This is a genomic window from Aeromonas sp. 600724 (assembly GCF_049175135.1).
Lineage (GTDB): Bacteria > Pseudomonadota > Gammaproteobacteria > Enterobacterales > Aeromonadaceae > Aeromonas > Aeromonas veronii_A.
In genome coordinates, this window is the sequence record NZ_JAAKUM010000004.1 from 223437 (window position 1) to 237941 (window position 14505).

Annotated in this window: 14 protein-coding genes; 5 read left to right on the top strand and 9 right to left on the bottom strand. The window is 60.2% G+C overall.

The window, feature by feature from the left end; genetic code table 11:
• Positions 1 to 62: 62 nt before the first annotated feature.
• Positions 63 to 1331: an O-acetylhomoserine aminocarboxypropyltransferase/cysteine synthase family protein gene (locus G5168_RS05795; protein ID WP_005336464.1), complete on the top strand. Its 1269-nt coding sequence runs from the start codon at positions 63 to 65 to the stop codon at positions 1329 to 1331.
• A gap of 106 nt (positions 1332 to 1437) precedes the next feature.
• The gene (locus tag G5168_RS05800) at positions 1438 to 2064 is read left to right on the top strand and encodes a glutathione S-transferase family protein (protein WP_216952691.1); all 627 of its coding nucleotides are present in this window, start codon (positions 1438 to 1440) and stop codon (positions 2062 to 2064) included.
• A 64-nt stretch (positions 2065 to 2128) separates the two neighbouring features.
• On the opposite strand, the gene G5168_RS05805 is transcribed toward G5168_RS05800, so the two are convergent.
• Entirely contained in the window at positions 2129 to 3028 is a 900-nt protein-coding gene (locus G5168_RS05805; RefSeq protein WP_216952690.1) for a DMT family transporter, read from the bottom strand.
• Between the two features lie 72 nt (positions 3029 to 3100).
• Positions 3101 to 3541, bottom strand: coding sequence for a DUF2214 family protein (locus tag G5168_RS05810; RefSeq protein WP_216952689.1), 441 nt, complete (start codon positions 3539 to 3541; stop codon positions 3101 to 3103).
• Between the two features lie 83 nt (positions 3542 to 3624).
• Here G5168_RS05810 and G5168_RS05815 point away from each other — a divergent pair, with 83 nt between their 5' ends.
• The gene (locus G5168_RS05815; RefSeq protein ID WP_227341559.1) at positions 3625 to 5265 is read left to right on the top strand and encodes a sensor domain-containing diguanylate cyclase; all 1641 of its coding nucleotides are present in this window, start codon (positions 3625 to 3627) and stop codon (positions 5263 to 5265) included.
• Positions 5266 to 5363: 98 nt separating this feature from the next.
• Here the strand turns inward: G5168_RS05815 and G5168_RS05820 are convergent, their stop codons facing one another.
• The 6 genes from G5168_RS05820 to G5168_RS05845 are packed head-to-tail and all read right to left on the bottom strand — an operon-like array spanning position 5364 to position 10628.
• A complete protein-coding gene (locus tag G5168_RS05820; protein ID WP_201907707.1) occupies positions 5364 to 6017 on the bottom strand; it encodes an HAD family hydrolase in 654 nt (217 codons plus the stop codon).
• Positions 6018 to 6056: 39 nt separating this feature from the next.
• Positions 6057 to 7064 (bottom strand): ABC transporter ATP-binding protein, encoded by a 1008-nt coding sequence (locus tag G5168_RS05825; RefSeq protein WP_227341560.1) that lies wholly within the window; start codon positions 7062 to 7064, stop codon positions 6057 to 6059.
• A gap of 6 nt (positions 7065 to 7070) precedes the next feature.
• Positions 7071 to 7847: an ABC transporter permease gene (locus G5168_RS05830; protein WP_227341561.1), complete on the bottom strand. Its 777-nt coding sequence runs from the start codon at positions 7845 to 7847 to the stop codon at positions 7071 to 7073.
• Positions 7840 to 8739, bottom strand: coding sequence for an ABC transporter permease (locus tag G5168_RS05835; RefSeq protein WP_227341562.1), 900 nt, complete (start codon positions 8737 to 8739; stop codon positions 7840 to 7842). Before G5168_RS05835 ends, G5168_RS05830 begins: the two co-directional genes overlap by 8 nt.
• Positions 8739 to 9572 carry an alkaline phosphatase family protein gene (locus tag G5168_RS05840; RefSeq protein ID WP_227341563.1) on the bottom strand — a complete coding sequence of 278 codons (834 nt, stop codon included), beginning with the start codon at positions 9570 to 9572 and terminating at the stop codon, positions 8739 to 8741. Before G5168_RS05840 ends, G5168_RS05835 begins: the two co-directional genes overlap by 1 nt.
• A 9-nt stretch (positions 9573 to 9581) precedes the next feature.
• Positions 9582 to 10628 (bottom strand): ABC transporter substrate-binding protein, encoded by a 1047-nt coding sequence (locus G5168_RS05845; RefSeq protein ID WP_101530848.1) that lies wholly within the window; start codon positions 10626 to 10628, stop codon positions 9582 to 9584.
• A gap of 264 nt (positions 10629 to 10892) precedes the next feature.
• Here G5168_RS05845 and G5168_RS05850 point away from each other — a divergent pair, with 264 nt between their 5' ends.
• Positions 10893 to 11657 carry a UTRA domain-containing protein gene (locus G5168_RS05850; RefSeq protein WP_394817999.1) on the top strand — a complete coding sequence of 255 codons (765 nt, stop codon included), beginning with the start codon at positions 10893 to 10895 and terminating at the stop codon, positions 11655 to 11657.
• Positions 11658 to 11807: 150 nt separating this feature from the next.
• Here G5168_RS05850 and G5168_RS05855 read toward each other — a convergent pair whose 3' ends face one another.
• Positions 11808 to 12572 (bottom strand): helix-turn-helix domain-containing protein, encoded by a 765-nt coding sequence (locus G5168_RS05855; RefSeq protein ID WP_005336490.1) that lies wholly within the window; start codon positions 12570 to 12572, stop codon positions 11808 to 11810.
• A gap of 1276 nt (positions 12573 to 13848) precedes the next feature.
• On the opposite strand from G5168_RS05855, the gene G5168_RS05860 reads away from it, so the two are divergent.
• Positions 13849 to 14475, top strand: coding sequence for a porin family protein (locus tag G5168_RS05860; protein ID WP_227341564.1), 627 nt, complete (start codon positions 13849 to 13851; stop codon positions 14473 to 14475).
• Positions 14476 to 14505: the final 30 nt, after the last annotated feature.

Consider the following 14505-nt stretch of genomic DNA (forward strand, 5'->3'; position numbering starts at 1 on the left):
TGATAGATTGGACGTCTATCCATCTATAACTGCGACAAGCAACATCCAACAAGGAGTGTGTGATGAAAGATGCGACCCTGGCCCTGCACCACGGCTTTTCCAGCGACCCCACCACCAAGGCGGTCGCCGTGCCCATCTACCAGACGGTGGCCTACGAGTTCGAGAGCGCCCAGCACGGGGCGGATCTGTTCAATCTGGCGGTGCCGGGCAACATCTACACCCGCATCATGAACCCCACCAACGATGTGCTGGAGCAGCGGATGGCCGCGCTGGAAGGAGGGATTGCCGCGCTGGTGGTCTCGGCAGGTTCCGCCGCCATCACCTACGCCATTCAGGCGCTGACCGCCGCCGGTGACAACATTGTCTCCACGCCCCAGCTCTATGGCGGCACCTACACCTTGTTCGCCCACATGCTGCCGAGTTTCGGGGTCGAGGTGCGCTTCGCCAAGGATGACAGCGCCGAAGCCATCGCCGCCCTCATCGACGACAAGACCAAGGCGGTCTACTGCGAGAGCATCGGCAACCCGGCGGGCAACATCGTCGATCTGGCCGCGCTGGCCAAGGCAGCCCATGCCCGTGGCGTGCCGCTCATCGTCGACAACACGGTCGCCACCCCGGTGCTCTGTAAACCCATCGAACATGGCGCTGACATAGTCGTCCACAGCCTCACCAAATATGTCGGCGGCCATGGCAACTCGCTGGGTGGCGTCATCGTCGACTCGGGCAAGTTCCCCTGGGCAGATCACGCCGAGCGCTTCCCACAGCTGACCAAACCGGAGCCCTCCTACCACGGGGTGGTCTACACCGAGGCCTTTGGCCCGGCCGCCTTTATCGGGCGGGTACGCACAGTGCCACTGCGCAATACCGGCGCAGCGCTGGCGCCAATGAACGCCTTCCTGCTGCTGCAGGGGCTGGAGACCCTGAGCCTGCGCATGGAACGCCACGTCGACAACGCCCTGCGGGTTGCCAATCACCTCAAGCATCACCCCAAGGTGGCCTGGGTCAGCTACGCCGGTCTGCCGGGTCATCCCCACTATCTGCTGGCAGAGAAGTACATGGCCGGTCGCCCCTCGGCCATCCTCTCGTTCGGTCTGAAGGATGGTTACGAGGCGGGCGTGCGCTTCTACGATGCGCTCAAGATCTTCAAGCGGTTGGTCAACATCGGCGATGCCAAGTCGCTGGCCTGCCACCCCGCCTCCACCACCCATCGCCAGTTGAGCGAGGAGGAGCAGGCCAAGGCAGGAGTCAAACCTGAGATGATCCGGCTCTCGGTAGGGATCGAGGCGATCGAGGACATTCTGGCAGATCTGGATCAGGCGCTGGAGGCCTGAGTCTGGTGTTGAGCGAGCGGGCATCAGCCCGCTCTTTTTTTACTGCCGGTGAACCGCCCTCCTCACCCGCTCGTATACCCCATCCTGCCACCGAATCGAGGTCATTATGATAGTCCTGCACCACCTGAACAAATCCCGCTCCCAACGCATCATCTGGCTGCTTGAAGAGCTGGGCCTGCCCTATGAGATCAAGGCGTATCAGCGCGACACCACCACCTTTCTGGCGCCGCCCGAGCTCAAGGCCATCCACCCCCTCGGCAAGTCGCCGGTCATCGAGTTCGACGGCCGGGTACTGGCAGAATCGGGCGCCATCACCGAGTACCTGGTCGCCCGCTACGCCGCCGATCGGCTGGCTCCGGCACCAGATAGCCCGGAGTATCCCGAATACCTGCAGTGGCTCCACTTTGCCGAGAGCTCGGGGATTCTGCCGCTGCTGCTCGACATGTTTGTGCGCAAGGATGGCAGCCCGATGCGCTTCCTGCCGGACTACGCCAGGGCGGAGTGTGCCAAAGTGCTGGGCTACCTCAATGAGGTACTGGCGAATCGCCACTATCTGGTGGGGGATCGCCTCTCCGGCGCCGACATCATGAACTCCTTCCTGGTGGATCTGCTGGCGCAAAGCGGCCAGCTGGCCCACTTCCCGCATCTGCAAGCCTATTGGGAACGCCTCAATACCCATCCGGCCCGTCAGAAGGCGGTAGAGCTGGAGCACGAGCTGGATCAGCGCCCCTGACCCAACAGCCGCCATGCAAAACGCCCCGATAGTCGGGGCGTTTTTGTTATGCAGCGAGCGCGGTTTACTTGGTCGCAGGCACCTTGTCCCGGCGCGACTTCCACCACCAGCGCAGCCGGATCTGGGAGATCAGCATCCCCGCCAGCATCAGGGCGCAACCGGCAATGGCACGCTCGTCCAGCGTTTCATCCAGCAGCAATACGCCCCCCACGGCGGCAAAGACGGTCTCCAGACTGAGGATGATGGCGGCGTGGGCCGGATGGGCGCCCCGCTGCCCCAGCACCTGCAGGGTATAACCCACCCCGACCGACACCAGCCCGGCATAGAGCAGCGCCTGCCAGCCAGCTACTGCGCCAGCCACGGTCGGAGTTTCGATGACAAAGGCGGTGGCGAGACTGAGCAGGCCGCACACCACAAACTGCACACAAGCCAGCTTGATGGGGGCCACCCGGTTGGAGTAGTGATCCACCAGCAGCAGATGGATCGCCCAGAACAGGGCGCCAATCACCTGCAGCAGATCGCCAAAACCGATGGTGAACTCGTCGGTCACGCTCAACACATAGAGCCCGCTCAGGGCAATGAGGGCTCCAATCCAGGTATTGGTACCCGTCTTGTGCCTCAGCAGCAGCCCCAGTACCGGCACCAGAATGATGTAGAGCCCGGTGATGAAACCGGCCTTGGCGGCAGTGGTATAGAGCAGCCCCACCTGCTGCAGGGATGCGGCACAGAACAGCACCAGTCCGGCCAGCACACCACCGGTCAGCAATTGGCGATGGTCGCCAGTGGCGACCACTGGTTGACGGGATTTGAGCCACCAGAGCAGCGGCAGCAGGGAGAAGGCACCGAGCAGAAAGCGCAGGCCATTGAAGGTATAGGGCCCCATATGATCCATCCCGAGGCGCTGGGCGACAAAGCCCATACCCCAGATGGTGGCAGCCATCAGCAACATCAGATTGGAGCGCATGGCGATTCTTCCTTAAATCGGCGCGTGACGGGTTATCCAATCCAAGATACCTGCCTCCCTACCCTCTTGTCTTTAGAGCGATAGCTGTTTTGTCAGCACGGCCAGCAGGGCGACCATTACCAGATTGCCCCGCAGGATCCAGACCACCCGGAAGTACTGCTGGATCGAGATCATCGGCGCCTTGCCCAGACGCAGGGCACGACGCCAGCGATAGAAGAGGCGACTGGGATAGTCGAGGGAGCCGACAATCAGCAGAAACAACCCCACTTTGAGACCGTGGGCAGGATGAGCAAAGAGCTGCGCCACCGAGCTGGCGTGTTCGAGGGCCAGCAGACAACCGGTGGCAAAGATGGAGAAGAGCGCCAGCGCCGCCACCGCATCTGCCAGCAGCAGACGGTGTACCCGCAACATATTCAGGCCGCGACGAAAGATCAGATACTCGACACAGAGCGCCAGGACCAACAGCATGATGCCGCCGTAGTGAGCCATCAGGAGCAACGTGGGGTTCAGCATTGAACGGATCTCATTTTCTGCCTTTAGACGGGCGGGACGGCATCATATATGCTGGTGACACCCGAGCTGAAAAGGATCTGTGCATGTCCCCCGCCAAGCCCAAGCACACTTGGTCTTTAATCACCCGCATGCGGCTGGGCCTCCTCCTGCTCTTTATTCCCGTAGTGTTGCTCGGCAGCATCTACTACCTGCATATGGAACGTACCCTGCGCCTTGAGCAGCAACAAAACCTGATTGCCCGCAACACCCAATATCTCCATACCCTGCTCGAACCCTATCTGGAGACCCTCAAACGCCAGTTTACGCTTATTTATCAGCAGGTAAATTATCAGGATTTCAGCGGCCCAGCGATCAGTAACGGCGAGCGCTACCTGCAACAGTGGCAGGCCTATCACGAGGTGATGGAGCTCGACTACGTCTATGTAGGAACCGAGCATCGCCAGATGCTGATCCACCCCACCTGGCAGGCGGACGAGAAGTTCGATCCCAGAACTCGCCCCTGGTATCTGCTGGCAGCCAGCCACCCGAATCGGATCGTCTGGACCGATCCCTATTACGACTACACCCTGGGTACCCTCACCATGGCGCTGGCCCGGGTAATTCAAGACCCTGACGGCAAGCGAGTGGGGGTGCTCTCCCTCGATACCCAGCTCACCCCGCTCGCCAACTGGCTCAACAACCGGCATGAACAGAGCCATCATCTGGGCAAGGGCTATCAGATCCTGATCAACCATGACGGGCTGGTGCTGGCTCACCCGGATCGCGAACAGGTATTCAAACCGCTCACCCACCCTGAATGGCTGGCACACATGCAACAGCCGCAAGGTTTCTTCCTCGACGATGCCAGCGGCATGATGGTCTCCTACTACCGTGTCCCCGAGCAGCGCTGGTTCCTGCTCAGTGTCGAGCCCACCGCCAGCATGCAGCAGGTGATCGACAGCGTCTCCATCAACGTGCAGCTGATGATTGCCGTTGCCTGCTTTTTCTATCTGCTGCTAGCCCTGCTTTGGGCCCGCTACTTCCGCCGCATGCTGGGGGAGATTACCCTGTTGATCCGCACCAGCCGCTCTGGCGGGATTGCCTATCATGGCAGCCGCATGCTGGAGCTGGCCAAGGTCTATGAAGAGATGGATGCCGCCAGTCAGGACTTTGCCCAGATCCGCCAGCAAGCCAATCAGGACAAACTCACCGGTCTCTACAACCGCCGCTTCTTCGACGAGTGCCTGCAGAGACAGCTCAGCAGCGGTGCCCCCTTCCTGGTAGTGATGTTCGATCTCGATAACTTCAAACAGGTCAACGACACCTTTGGCCACCAAACAGGGGATATAGTGCTCAAACGGGTGAGCAAGCTGGGCATGAAAATGTTTGACCAGTGGGGCTGGCTCTGTCGTTACGGTGGCGAGGAGCTGGTGCTGATCTTGCGCCTGGAGATGCAAATGAGTGAGGCCACCTCGCTGCTGGAGAGCTTCAGACTTGCGGTCACTCAACTGGAGTGGCGAGAGCCGGAACTGACCATTACCCTCAGCGGCGGGGTGGCCTTGAGCCACTCCGGGCTCTCGACCAAGGAGCTGATAGAACTGGCCGACAGCGGGGTTTATCAGGCCAAGCGGGAGGGAAAAAATCGCATCTGCTTCCCCCAGCGTCGCACCTGCGACGTGACGGAAGAGGATCCTTCCCCTAACCTTGATTCTACCCGACGCCCCCCCCGGCCGGAGGGGGGGTGAGCACAACCGGGGGAAGGAGACAAGGGAGAGGCAACTGCCTCTCTCTGTTGTTTATGTCGCTATTCTTGCCGTGCTTTAAGCCTGTTTGAGCACGCGACTCAGCGCAGCCACTCCCACACCGGCCAGCCCAGCTCCTCGGCCTGCTGACGCAGCGCGGGGGCCGGATTGACCGCATGGGGATGGCTCACCGCCCGCAGCATGGGCAGATCGTTGTGGGAGTCGCTGTAGCCAAAGCTCCCCTGCCAGAGATGGTCCCTGCCGGCAAACAGCTGGTTGATGCGGGCCACCTTGCCCTCGCGAAAGCTGAGGGTGCCGCGGGTCTGGCCGGTCAGCATCCCCTCCTCCTCATCGAGCAAAATGGCGACGCAGTGATCCATCCCCAGCATCTTCGCCATGGGGGCGACCAGATGCTCGCCGGAGGCGGAGATAAGCACCAGGTCGTCGCCCCGCTCCCGATGCCATTCGATACGCGCCAACCCCTCGGGGTAGAGGCGCTCGCGCAGCACCTGCTCGGCAAAGCGGGTAGAGAGCGAGTCGAGCCACTGGCGCGTCTTGCCCGCCAGCGGTTGCAGGGTGAAGGCCATGTACTGGTGCATATCCATCTTGCCCTGATGGTAGAGGGACATCATGGCCTGCTCCTCCGCAATCATGCTGGCGGGGGCCAGCTCCTCAGCCACCATGTACTCCAGCCAGAGGCTGGCGGAATCCCCCGCAATCAGGGTCTCGTCCAGATCAAACAGTGCCAGTGCCATGAGGGCTCCTTGCGGTAACAACGAAAATGAAACGAGGCGTCATGCTACCTCACAGAGTTGATCCCGGGCCACCGCCAGGGTCACGGCACTGCCGGTGGCCAGCAGATCGCCAGCCGAGCAGTTGAGGCAATCCACCGTCAACAGCCCCGCCTCGCACTCCACCTGATAGCGGATCACGTTGCCGAGCAGCTGTTGCTGGCGAACGATGCCGGGCAGGCTGGGTTCGCTGCTGGTCGCCCCGGCGGGCAGCAGAGTGATGGACTCCGGCCGCAGCGCCAACTTGCCCTGAAAACGGGGGCCGAACAGCGACTTGCCCTGCTCTGCGCCAAGCAGGTTGTAGTTGCCGATAAAGCCCGCCACAAACTCGCTGGCGGGACGGGTATAGATCTCCTCCGGTGTACCGCTCTGGACGATGGCTCCCTTGTTCATCAGGAAGATCCGATCCGACATGGTGAGCGCCTCCTCCTGATCGTGGGTCACGAAGATGGTGGTGAGCTCGAGGCGCTGCTGGATCTCGCGGATCTGCTGGCGCAGGCTGCGGCGGATGCGGGCATCCAGCGCCGAGAGCGGCTCGTCCAGCAGCAGGATCCGCGGCTGCACCACCAGTGCCCGGGCCAGCGCCACCCGCTGGCGCTGACCGCCGGAGAGCTCGGCCGGATAGCGGCGCTCGAAACCGGTCAGCTCCACCAGCTCAAGCGCCTCCTGCACGCTGGCGGCGAGATCCCGTCCCGGCTGGGGTTTCATCTTGAGGCCGAAGGCAACGTTGTCCCACACCGTCATGTTGGGGAAGAGCGCATAACTCTGGAACACCATGCCGATGCCCCGCTTCTGGGGTTCCTGCCAGGTGATATCTTCACCGGCCACCCGCACCTGACCGCCATCCACAGGGGTGAGCCCAGCCAGCGCCCGCAGCAGGGTCGATTTGCCGCAGCCGGAGGGGCCGAGCAGGGTCACCAGCTCCCCCTTGCGAATGCCGAATTCGATCCCTTCAAACACTCTGGTGTCGCCGTAGGATTTGTGCAGTTGATTCACTTCTAGATGGAACATGTTGATTCACCGATGAAATCTGTTGGCCGCCCAGGTGAGCAGCAGGGTCAGCAGGAAGTAGCTCATCACCAGCGCACTGGTGAAGTGGCCCGAGGTGGCGCGCATGTTGTAGAGGTAGACCTGCAGGGTCTCGTAGCGGGTGCCCACCAGCATGTTGGCAAACACGAACTCGCCGAGCAGGAAGGAGAGGGAGAGAAACAGCGCCGCCAGCAGCCCCTTGCGCAGACAGGGGATCACCACCAGCAGAAAGGCGCGCCGACTGCTTGCCCCCAGCAGGTGGGCGGCATCCATCAGATCTTTCAGCGGTACCCCTTGCAGGCTGTTGGCCAGCGCCCGGTACATGAAGGGGAGCACCACGGTGAACCAGGTACCGATCAGGATCCACGGCGTGCCGATAATCGGCAAGGCGCCATCGGCGTAGATCTGTAGCAGCCCTACTGACGAGACCACTGGCGGCACCGCGAAGGGGAGCAGGATCAGCAGGTTCATCCAGGGATCCAGCTTGGGGAAGTAGTAGGCCACCACCAACACGGTCGGTACCAGCACCAGGGTCCCCAGCAGCAGGGTCGCGAAGCAGACCAGGAGGCTGCGGCCAAACGCCACCAGAAAGCGCGGGTCGCCCCACAGCTTGAGATACCAGTCGAGGGTGAAGCCGTCCGGCAGCAGGGTCGCCCCCCAGCGGGTGGAGATGGAGTAGAGAAACGTGGCCAACAGCGGCAGCAGCAGGGTGGCGACCAGCCCACCCAGCACCCACTTGGGCCAGCGCGGCGTCAAATCATGCATGGGATTGCCCCTTGTTCACATAGCTCTTTTTCAGCAGCCACTGGTTGGCGGCCGTCACTACCCCTAGCAGCACCATCAGGATCACCGCCAGCGCCGCCGCCATATTGGGCTCGAGGAAGATATCGCCGGAGACCAGACTGGCCACCCGGATGGTCACCAGATTGAAGTTGCCGGTGGTGAGGGCGTAGGCAGAGGCATAGGCCCCCACCGCGTTGGCAAACAGGATGATCAGGGTGCCGAGCAGCGCAGGCGTCAGCACCGGCAGCACCACGTGCCACACATACTGCCCCTTGCTCGCGCCGAGCAGCGCGGCCGCTTGCGGCCACTCATCCTGCAGCGCATCGAACGCCGGATAGAGCAGCAGCAGGGCGAGCGGGATCTGGAAGTAGGTGTAGATGAGGATAAGGCCGCTGCCCGAGTAGAGGTTGAAGCCGTCGATAAGGCCCCAGGATTTCAGCAGCAGAGTCACTGCACCATTGATGCCGAGAATGATGATAAAGGCGAATGCCAGCGGCACACCGCTGAAGTTGCCGGTCATGGTGACGAAGGCCAGCAGCACCCGCTTGACCCGCTCGCCGCTGTGGCGCAGCGCCGCCGCCCCGAGGGTGCCGATGGCAAGCCCCGCCAGACTGGCGATACCGGCGATGCGCAACGAGTTGCCGAACGATTGCAGGTAGAAGGGGGAGCTCAAAATCTCCCGGTAGTAGTCGAGGCCCCAGCCATCCGGGGTCTGGAAACTGCCCACCAGCACCCACACCATGGGGGCGAGCTGGAACAGGATCATCAAGAGGATAAAGGGCAGCAGCACCAGCGCGGGCAACCAGTGGCGGCGCACCTTCTGCTTGGTTGCCACGGGTTGATCCACCAGGATCTCGGTGGTTGCAGGCATCATCAGTGCACCTCGCGCATAAAGGCGGCCTTGAGCAGCGGTGGCGCTGCCGGCTTGTCGTGGGAAACCCCCAGCAGATCCGCCATCAGGGCGCAGAGTTGGGTCTGGGCAATCGCCACCCCATCCGGCCAGCGCTCGACGAAAGCATCGCCAAACAGCCAGAGCGGCACAGTGCGCTCTTCCGGCAGGGTGCCGCCGTGGCTCAGGTCGTTGTTCATGCCGTGATCCGAGGTGACTACCACCTGATACCCCTCCGCCAGCCACTGGGGCAGCAGGTCGGCCAGCAGGCTGTCCATGCGGCGCGCCTGATTGCGGTACTGGCGGGAATCGAGGCCAAACTTGTGGCCCGCATCGTCCACCCCCATCGGGTGGAACAGCAGAAAATCGGGATCGTACTGGCTGCGCAGCCACTCGCCATCCATCAGCAGATGGCTGTCGGGATAGTTGTCATCCCAGTAGAAGCAGCCGTGCTGGATCGGCAGCTGCTCATCGTGGGTAAAGCGATCGCGGGCCGCCAGCCAGGGGCTGCGGTTGTAGAGTTCGCTCACCCAATGGTAGGCCGCCGCTGCGGTGCGTTTGCCCGCAGCGCGGGCCAGATGGAAGATGGAGTCATGCAGACTGAGGCGACTCACCCCGTTGTGGGTGATGCCGCTCGCCACCGGCGGCACGCCGGTCAGGATGCACTCGTAGAGGGGTCGGGAGAGAGACGGCAGAGCAGCATTCAGGGTCGTATGCAGGCCCCGCCCCGCCTCCACCATGCCACCGAGGTAGCCCATGGTGTGGGCTACCTCGGCTGCCAGACCATCCACAAGTACCACTATCACCTTGTGTTGCACTGGATTCCCTTACTGCATGTTGATCATGACGGTTTCTTGCCACTGGCGCGGCAGGGCTTTGGAGCTCTGCTCCCAGGCGGCGTGATCCTGCACCGGCTTGGCATTGGCGTACTGCTCGGCTGGCAGCAGCTTGGCCTTCACGTCATCCGGCAGAGTCACGTTGCTGCGGATCGGGCGAGCGTAGCCGCGGGCCAGGTTGATTTGACCGGCATCGGAGAGGATGTATTCACGGGCCAGTTTGGCGGCGTTGGGGTTCTTGGCCCACTTGTTGATGATGGTGGTGTAACCGGCGATGACGGAGCCGTCACTCGGGATCACCACATCAAACTTCTTGGGGTCGATCTGGTCGCGGTAGTTGAGGGCGTTGAAGTCCCACAGCACCCCCACTTCCACCTCGCCCTTCTCGATGTTGGCGATGGTCGGGTCATTCAGCGACAGGCGCCCCTGCTGGGCCAGCTTGCCGAACAACTCCAGGGCGGGCTTGAGATTCTTCTCGCTGCCACCGGTGGCGTAGGCCGCCGCCAGCACGCCATTGTTGGCCTGGGAGGCAACACCCACATCACCCAGAGTCACCTTGTAGTTGCCGCCCAGCAGGGATTGCCAGCTGGTGGGGGCGGCCTTGACCAGATCCTTGTTGATCAGGAAGGCGATAGTGCCGGTATAGGCCAGCATCCAGTGACCGTCCGCATCCTTGGCCCAGTTGGGAATATCGGCCCAGGTGGAGGGCTTGTAGGGTTGGGTGACCCCCTGCTTGACCGCAACCGGACCGAAGGCGCCGCCAACGTCGCCGATGTCGGCGGTGGCGTTGGCCTTCTCGGCAGCGAACTTGGCGATCTCCTGCGCCGAGCTCATGTCGGTATCCTGATGCTTGATGCCGTAGATGCTGCCCAGCTGCTGCCAGGTATCCTTCCAGTTGGCCCAGCTGTCGGGCATGCCGATGCTGTGGAGCTGGCCCTCGCCGCGAGCGGCCTTCTCAAGATCTGCAATATTTTCGGCGGCAAACAGCGGTTGACTGATGGCCACCAGAGCCAGTGCACTTGCGATCACGCTTTTCATCATCCCATCCCTCTGGACTAGGTCAGTTAAGGTTCGAGAGGGATGCTAGAGGGGAAATATGACGGTCGCGGGGCGCTTTGATGGCAGTTTGATGACAATCACCCTGTCATGGCGCTGTCATCCACAGCGGTTACAACTCTGAACCCGAGTGAGGCTGGACTACTCCAGTAAGGGATTGGCCAGCCACCCGCCTTCTGAATAAGCAACAGGGACAAGAGTGTGACCGAGCCGAGATTGAGCGAGCAGAGAGTGAACGAACAGAGCATGGCCGATGGCCGCTCCTCCTCCAAGTGCGAACAGATTTGCCAGACCCTACGCCGCTATATCGGCAGCGGCCAATTGGGGGCCGGGCAGCAGCTGCCCGCCGAACGGGCCCTGAGCGAACGCTTCGCCACCACCCGCATCACCATCAAGGAGGCGCTCTCCAGCCTCGAAGCGGACGGCCTTATCTACCGGGCCGAGCGGCGCGGCTGGTTTGTGGCGCCACCCCGCCTCACCTACGATCCCGCCATCCACACCCACTTTCACCAGTGGATCGGCGAGCAGCAACGCACCGCCGAAACCCGGGTGCTGGCCCACGGCAGCGAACTTGCCAGCAGCGAACTGTGCCGCTGGATGGGGCTGGAACCCTTCACTCCACTTTATGAGATCCGCCGCCTGCGCCTGATCGACGGTCGCCCGGTGCTCCACGTCAGCCACCACCTGCTGGCGAGCCGCTTTCCCGATATCGCCAGCGCGCCGCTGGCCAGCTCCCTCACCGAGCTCTATCAGCAGCGCTATGGCATAGGCCAGGGTGGGGCGAGTCTCGAGATCACCCCCTCGGCGGCGCGCGGCGCCATCGCCCGCGCCCTCAATCTGGCGGAGGGGAGCGCGGTGCTGCGGCTGGTGCGGGTCAACTACGACGAGCGAGGCGGTCTGGTGGATTGCGATATCGAGCACTGGCGGCCGGATGCCATCCGCATTTGTCTGGATACGCGAGCATTGCAGCCGCTCGCAGGCAAGCTGCAACAAACCCGGGTCGCCGATTAGGGAAAATATCCAGAGCACTGTCGAGCACAGTGGCGATCCGCATCTGCCTCGATAACCGGGTGCTGCAACCGGTCGCAAGCAGATCGCATACCGTTCAACTCACGGAATAACCAGACTCCAACATGGCGGATCCCGCAGGATCCGCCGGGATCAGTTGTCGATATTGGGGATCATGTCGTCGAAGCTCTGGTAGCCGCAGTCGGCCAGTTGCAGCGACATGGTGTAGGTCTTGGCGTGCTCCTGCTGGCCGATGGCGGGGCGGTTGAGCTTGATCTCCTGATGCCAGTACTCCTTCATCCGGTCGATCAGCGCCATCGCCTCCCCCTCGTTGAGGTGCAACTGGCAGAGCGCCATATAGTTGTTCGACTTGTGCATGTTCTCCACCAGATACTCCCCCAGCACCGACATCGCCTGCCGTGCCTGCTGGCGGGCGAAACGGCTGTGCTGCTCGAAGCTGATCCGCTCGCTGATCAGGAAGTGGTAACTGTTGTCGATACCAAGCTGCAAAATGCCGAGCTTCTCCAGCTTGCGCAGATAGAGGTAGCAGGAGGCATCGGTCAGGCCGTACTCCCGCTTGAGATCGATCAGCGTCTTGTCGCGCCAGAAGATATTGGCGAGAAAAGCGTAGAGCCCCGGCTCATTGTGAAACGCCTCGTCCTGCTCCTGGGTAAAGACGGCGCGGCGGCTCTGGGCGTCCTGAGTGCGATCCAGCAACTCCTCGAACGAGAGACCCACCAGATGGCAGATCTCCAGCAGAGTATCAAACGGCAGCGAGGGCTTGTTCATCATCCGTTTCACGGTCGCGATGGAGACACCCATGGCTTCTGCCAGGGTCTGATAGCGGATCCCCTTGTCGGTCAGGGTCTTCTTCAGGGTGTCGAGAATATTGTTGGCCAAGGTCTGGCTGTAGGTCATGCCACTCTTCCTTGTTATCGCACTTTCATTGCATGGTTATGCCGAGTCAGCTTCTGACCTGTTTTTACCTTCAAGGCTCAGATATTGACACCGAAAAAACAGCCTAGAGAAAAAATCGCCTACAACGCCCATCAGGACAGACCAGTTGAACGATGAGGTCGCAAAATCTGACACCAGACAGTGCATATCTTTCAACCCGCAAACATTTTGCTAGTGCTGCATAGAACATCGCGCATAATCGAAACGTATCGAATTCAAGACCCTTCCTGGTTGAGAAATCGATTGTTTGCTTCCAAATTTTTATCTTTTAAACCGCAAGGTTTTTTCTCTTTCCTGGCATTGGGCGGCGCTGATAGCACCGCCCTTTTCTTTTCCCTGAATTCGCAGGTCAGGTCAAGGGCCCCGGCAAGGGGAAGTGTCACAGGCCACCCGCCGCCCACTGATGCGCCAGCCACTACGACCTCTCTGGCAAGGTATCCTAAACGATCCTTAATACCGTCTCATTGCCATTAAATATATTTAAATGGCTTACTTGGAAAGCTTCACTCAATATAAAAACAAATATAATCAAGTAATTTAAAACATCAAAAACTTATCTTTTAAATGGCTTGCATATATAAGCAAACAAAATTAATCGGGCCGCACGCCCCATATCTGCTTATCACACCCCATGCCCACCCCAACAACTGCTACCGGGTGAAGAGAAAAGCCACCCACAAGCGCCCATTCGCGTATCTGGTGGGTAGCATAGCCCACGCAAAAACAGCCTCAAAAGACCACCAAAAGTTACAATGGGAACAATCCCAAACCTCAAAAAGAGCAAAAAACAGGCAAAGAGAGAAATTTTTTTCTCACGGTTTCACCTTGTGATGGGTTCAAAAAATCATCGAAAAGAACCTGATGCCAATCAGTGACATCTGAGATGCCAATTTTTAGACGGCTCATCATGGCCACGCTCGAATGAAAATTCAATGCTGATAAAAATCAATCACATAGAATCAAAATAGAACTCGCAGCCGGTCATTTTCCTCACCAGTTAATTATTTAAACCTCAATAAAGCTAAAACTCTAATAACACCATTTATTAAACAAAATGGCCCTGCTTGCAGCCAGTCATATTTATAATGATGGGGAAACCACTCTCTTGTTATTCAGAAATGTGCTGACTATACTGCGGCCCCTCTGTGAAAGCAGAGCGATGACGGAAATATAAAAAGCTTCATGGATTGAGCAATATAAATTACACGCAGTTCACGCAACACAAGGTTATTTATCCATGAACAAGTTTAATAAAATTGCCGCTTTCTCCCTGCTTGCTCTGGCCATGAATGGCGGCGCCCATGCCGAAGGCTGGTATGCAGGTCTGGATCTGACCACCTCCAAGATGGATCTCGACGGTGACCTCCAGCGCGCCTATGACGCCAAAGTGATCGACGACCAGCTCGACGGCGGCAGCCTGATCGTCGGTTACAGCTTCAAACCCTGGCTGGCCATTGAAGGTGGCCTGCACGCCCAACAGATGGAGCAGCTGATCTGGGTGACCTCTCAGGGGGCAACCGGTTTTGCCGACACCACCATCGAAACCCGCAGCATCAGCCTGGCCGCCAAGCTGAGCCAGCCGCTGGCCTGGGGCTTCAGCGCCTATGCCAAACCGGGTATCGCCTACACCCGCACCGAATTGGAAGTTGTCGGCAACGCCACCTTCCTCGGTTTCAGCGATCAGGTAAGCAAGAGCGCAACCAAGAGCAAGGTACACCCCAATCTGGAAGTAGGTCTGGACTACGCCTTCAACGACCACTTCTCTGCCGGTATCGGTTACGAGCGCCAGTTCGACGCCCTGAGCCTGGGTGATGAGCACTACTCTCTGGATACCCTCAAGCTGGGTCTGCGCTACCACTTCTAAGTCGCGCCGCGTCAGTAACAATGCAAAAGG

Coding starts and splice junctions, on each gene's coding strand:
- G5168_RS05795 (WP_005336464.1), top strand. CDS start 63: ATGAAAGATGCGACCCTGGCCCTGCACCACGGCTTTTCCAGCGACCCC.
- G5168_RS05800 (WP_216952691.1), top strand. CDS start 1,438: ATGATAGTCCTGCACCACCTGAACAAATCCCGCTCCCAACGCATCATC.
- G5168_RS05805 (WP_216952690.1), bottom strand. CDS start 3,028: ATGCGCTCCAATCTGATGTTGCTGATGGCTGCCACCATCTGGGGTATG.
- G5168_RS05810 (WP_216952689.1), bottom strand. CDS start 3,541: ATGCTGAACCCCACGTTGCTCCTGATGGCTCACTACGGCGGCATCATG.
- G5168_RS05815 (WP_227341559.1), top strand. CDS start 3,625: ATGTCCCCCGCCAAGCCCAAGCACACTTGGTCTTTAATCACCCGCATG.
- G5168_RS05820 (WP_201907707.1), bottom strand. CDS start 6,017: ATGGCACTGGCACTGTTTGATCTGGACGAGACCCTGATTGCGGGGGAT.
- G5168_RS05825 (WP_227341560.1), bottom strand. CDS start 7,064: ATGTTCCATCTAGAAGTGAATCAACTGCACAAATCCTACGGCGACACC.
- G5168_RS05830 (WP_227341561.1), bottom strand. CDS start 7,847: ATGCATGATTTGACGCCGCGCTGGCCCAAGTGGGTGCTGGGTGGGCTG.
- G5168_RS05835 (WP_227341562.1), bottom strand. CDS start 8,739: ATGATGCCTGCAACCACCGAGATCCTGGTGGATCAACCCGTGGCAACC.
- G5168_RS05845 (WP_101530848.1), bottom strand. CDS start 10,628: ATGAAAAGCGTGATCGCAAGTGCACTGGCTCTGGTGGCCATCAGTCAA.
- G5168_RS05850 (WP_394817999.1), top strand. CDS start 10,893: ATGGCCGATGGCCGCTCCTCCTCCAAGTGCGAACAGATTTGCCAGACC.
- G5168_RS05855 (WP_005336490.1), bottom strand. CDS start 12,572: ATGACCTACAGCCAGACCTTGGCCAACAATATTCTCGACACCCTGAAG.
- G5168_RS05860 (WP_227341564.1), top strand. CDS start 13,849: ATGAACAAGTTTAATAAAATTGCCGCTTTCTCCCTGCTTGCTCTGGCC.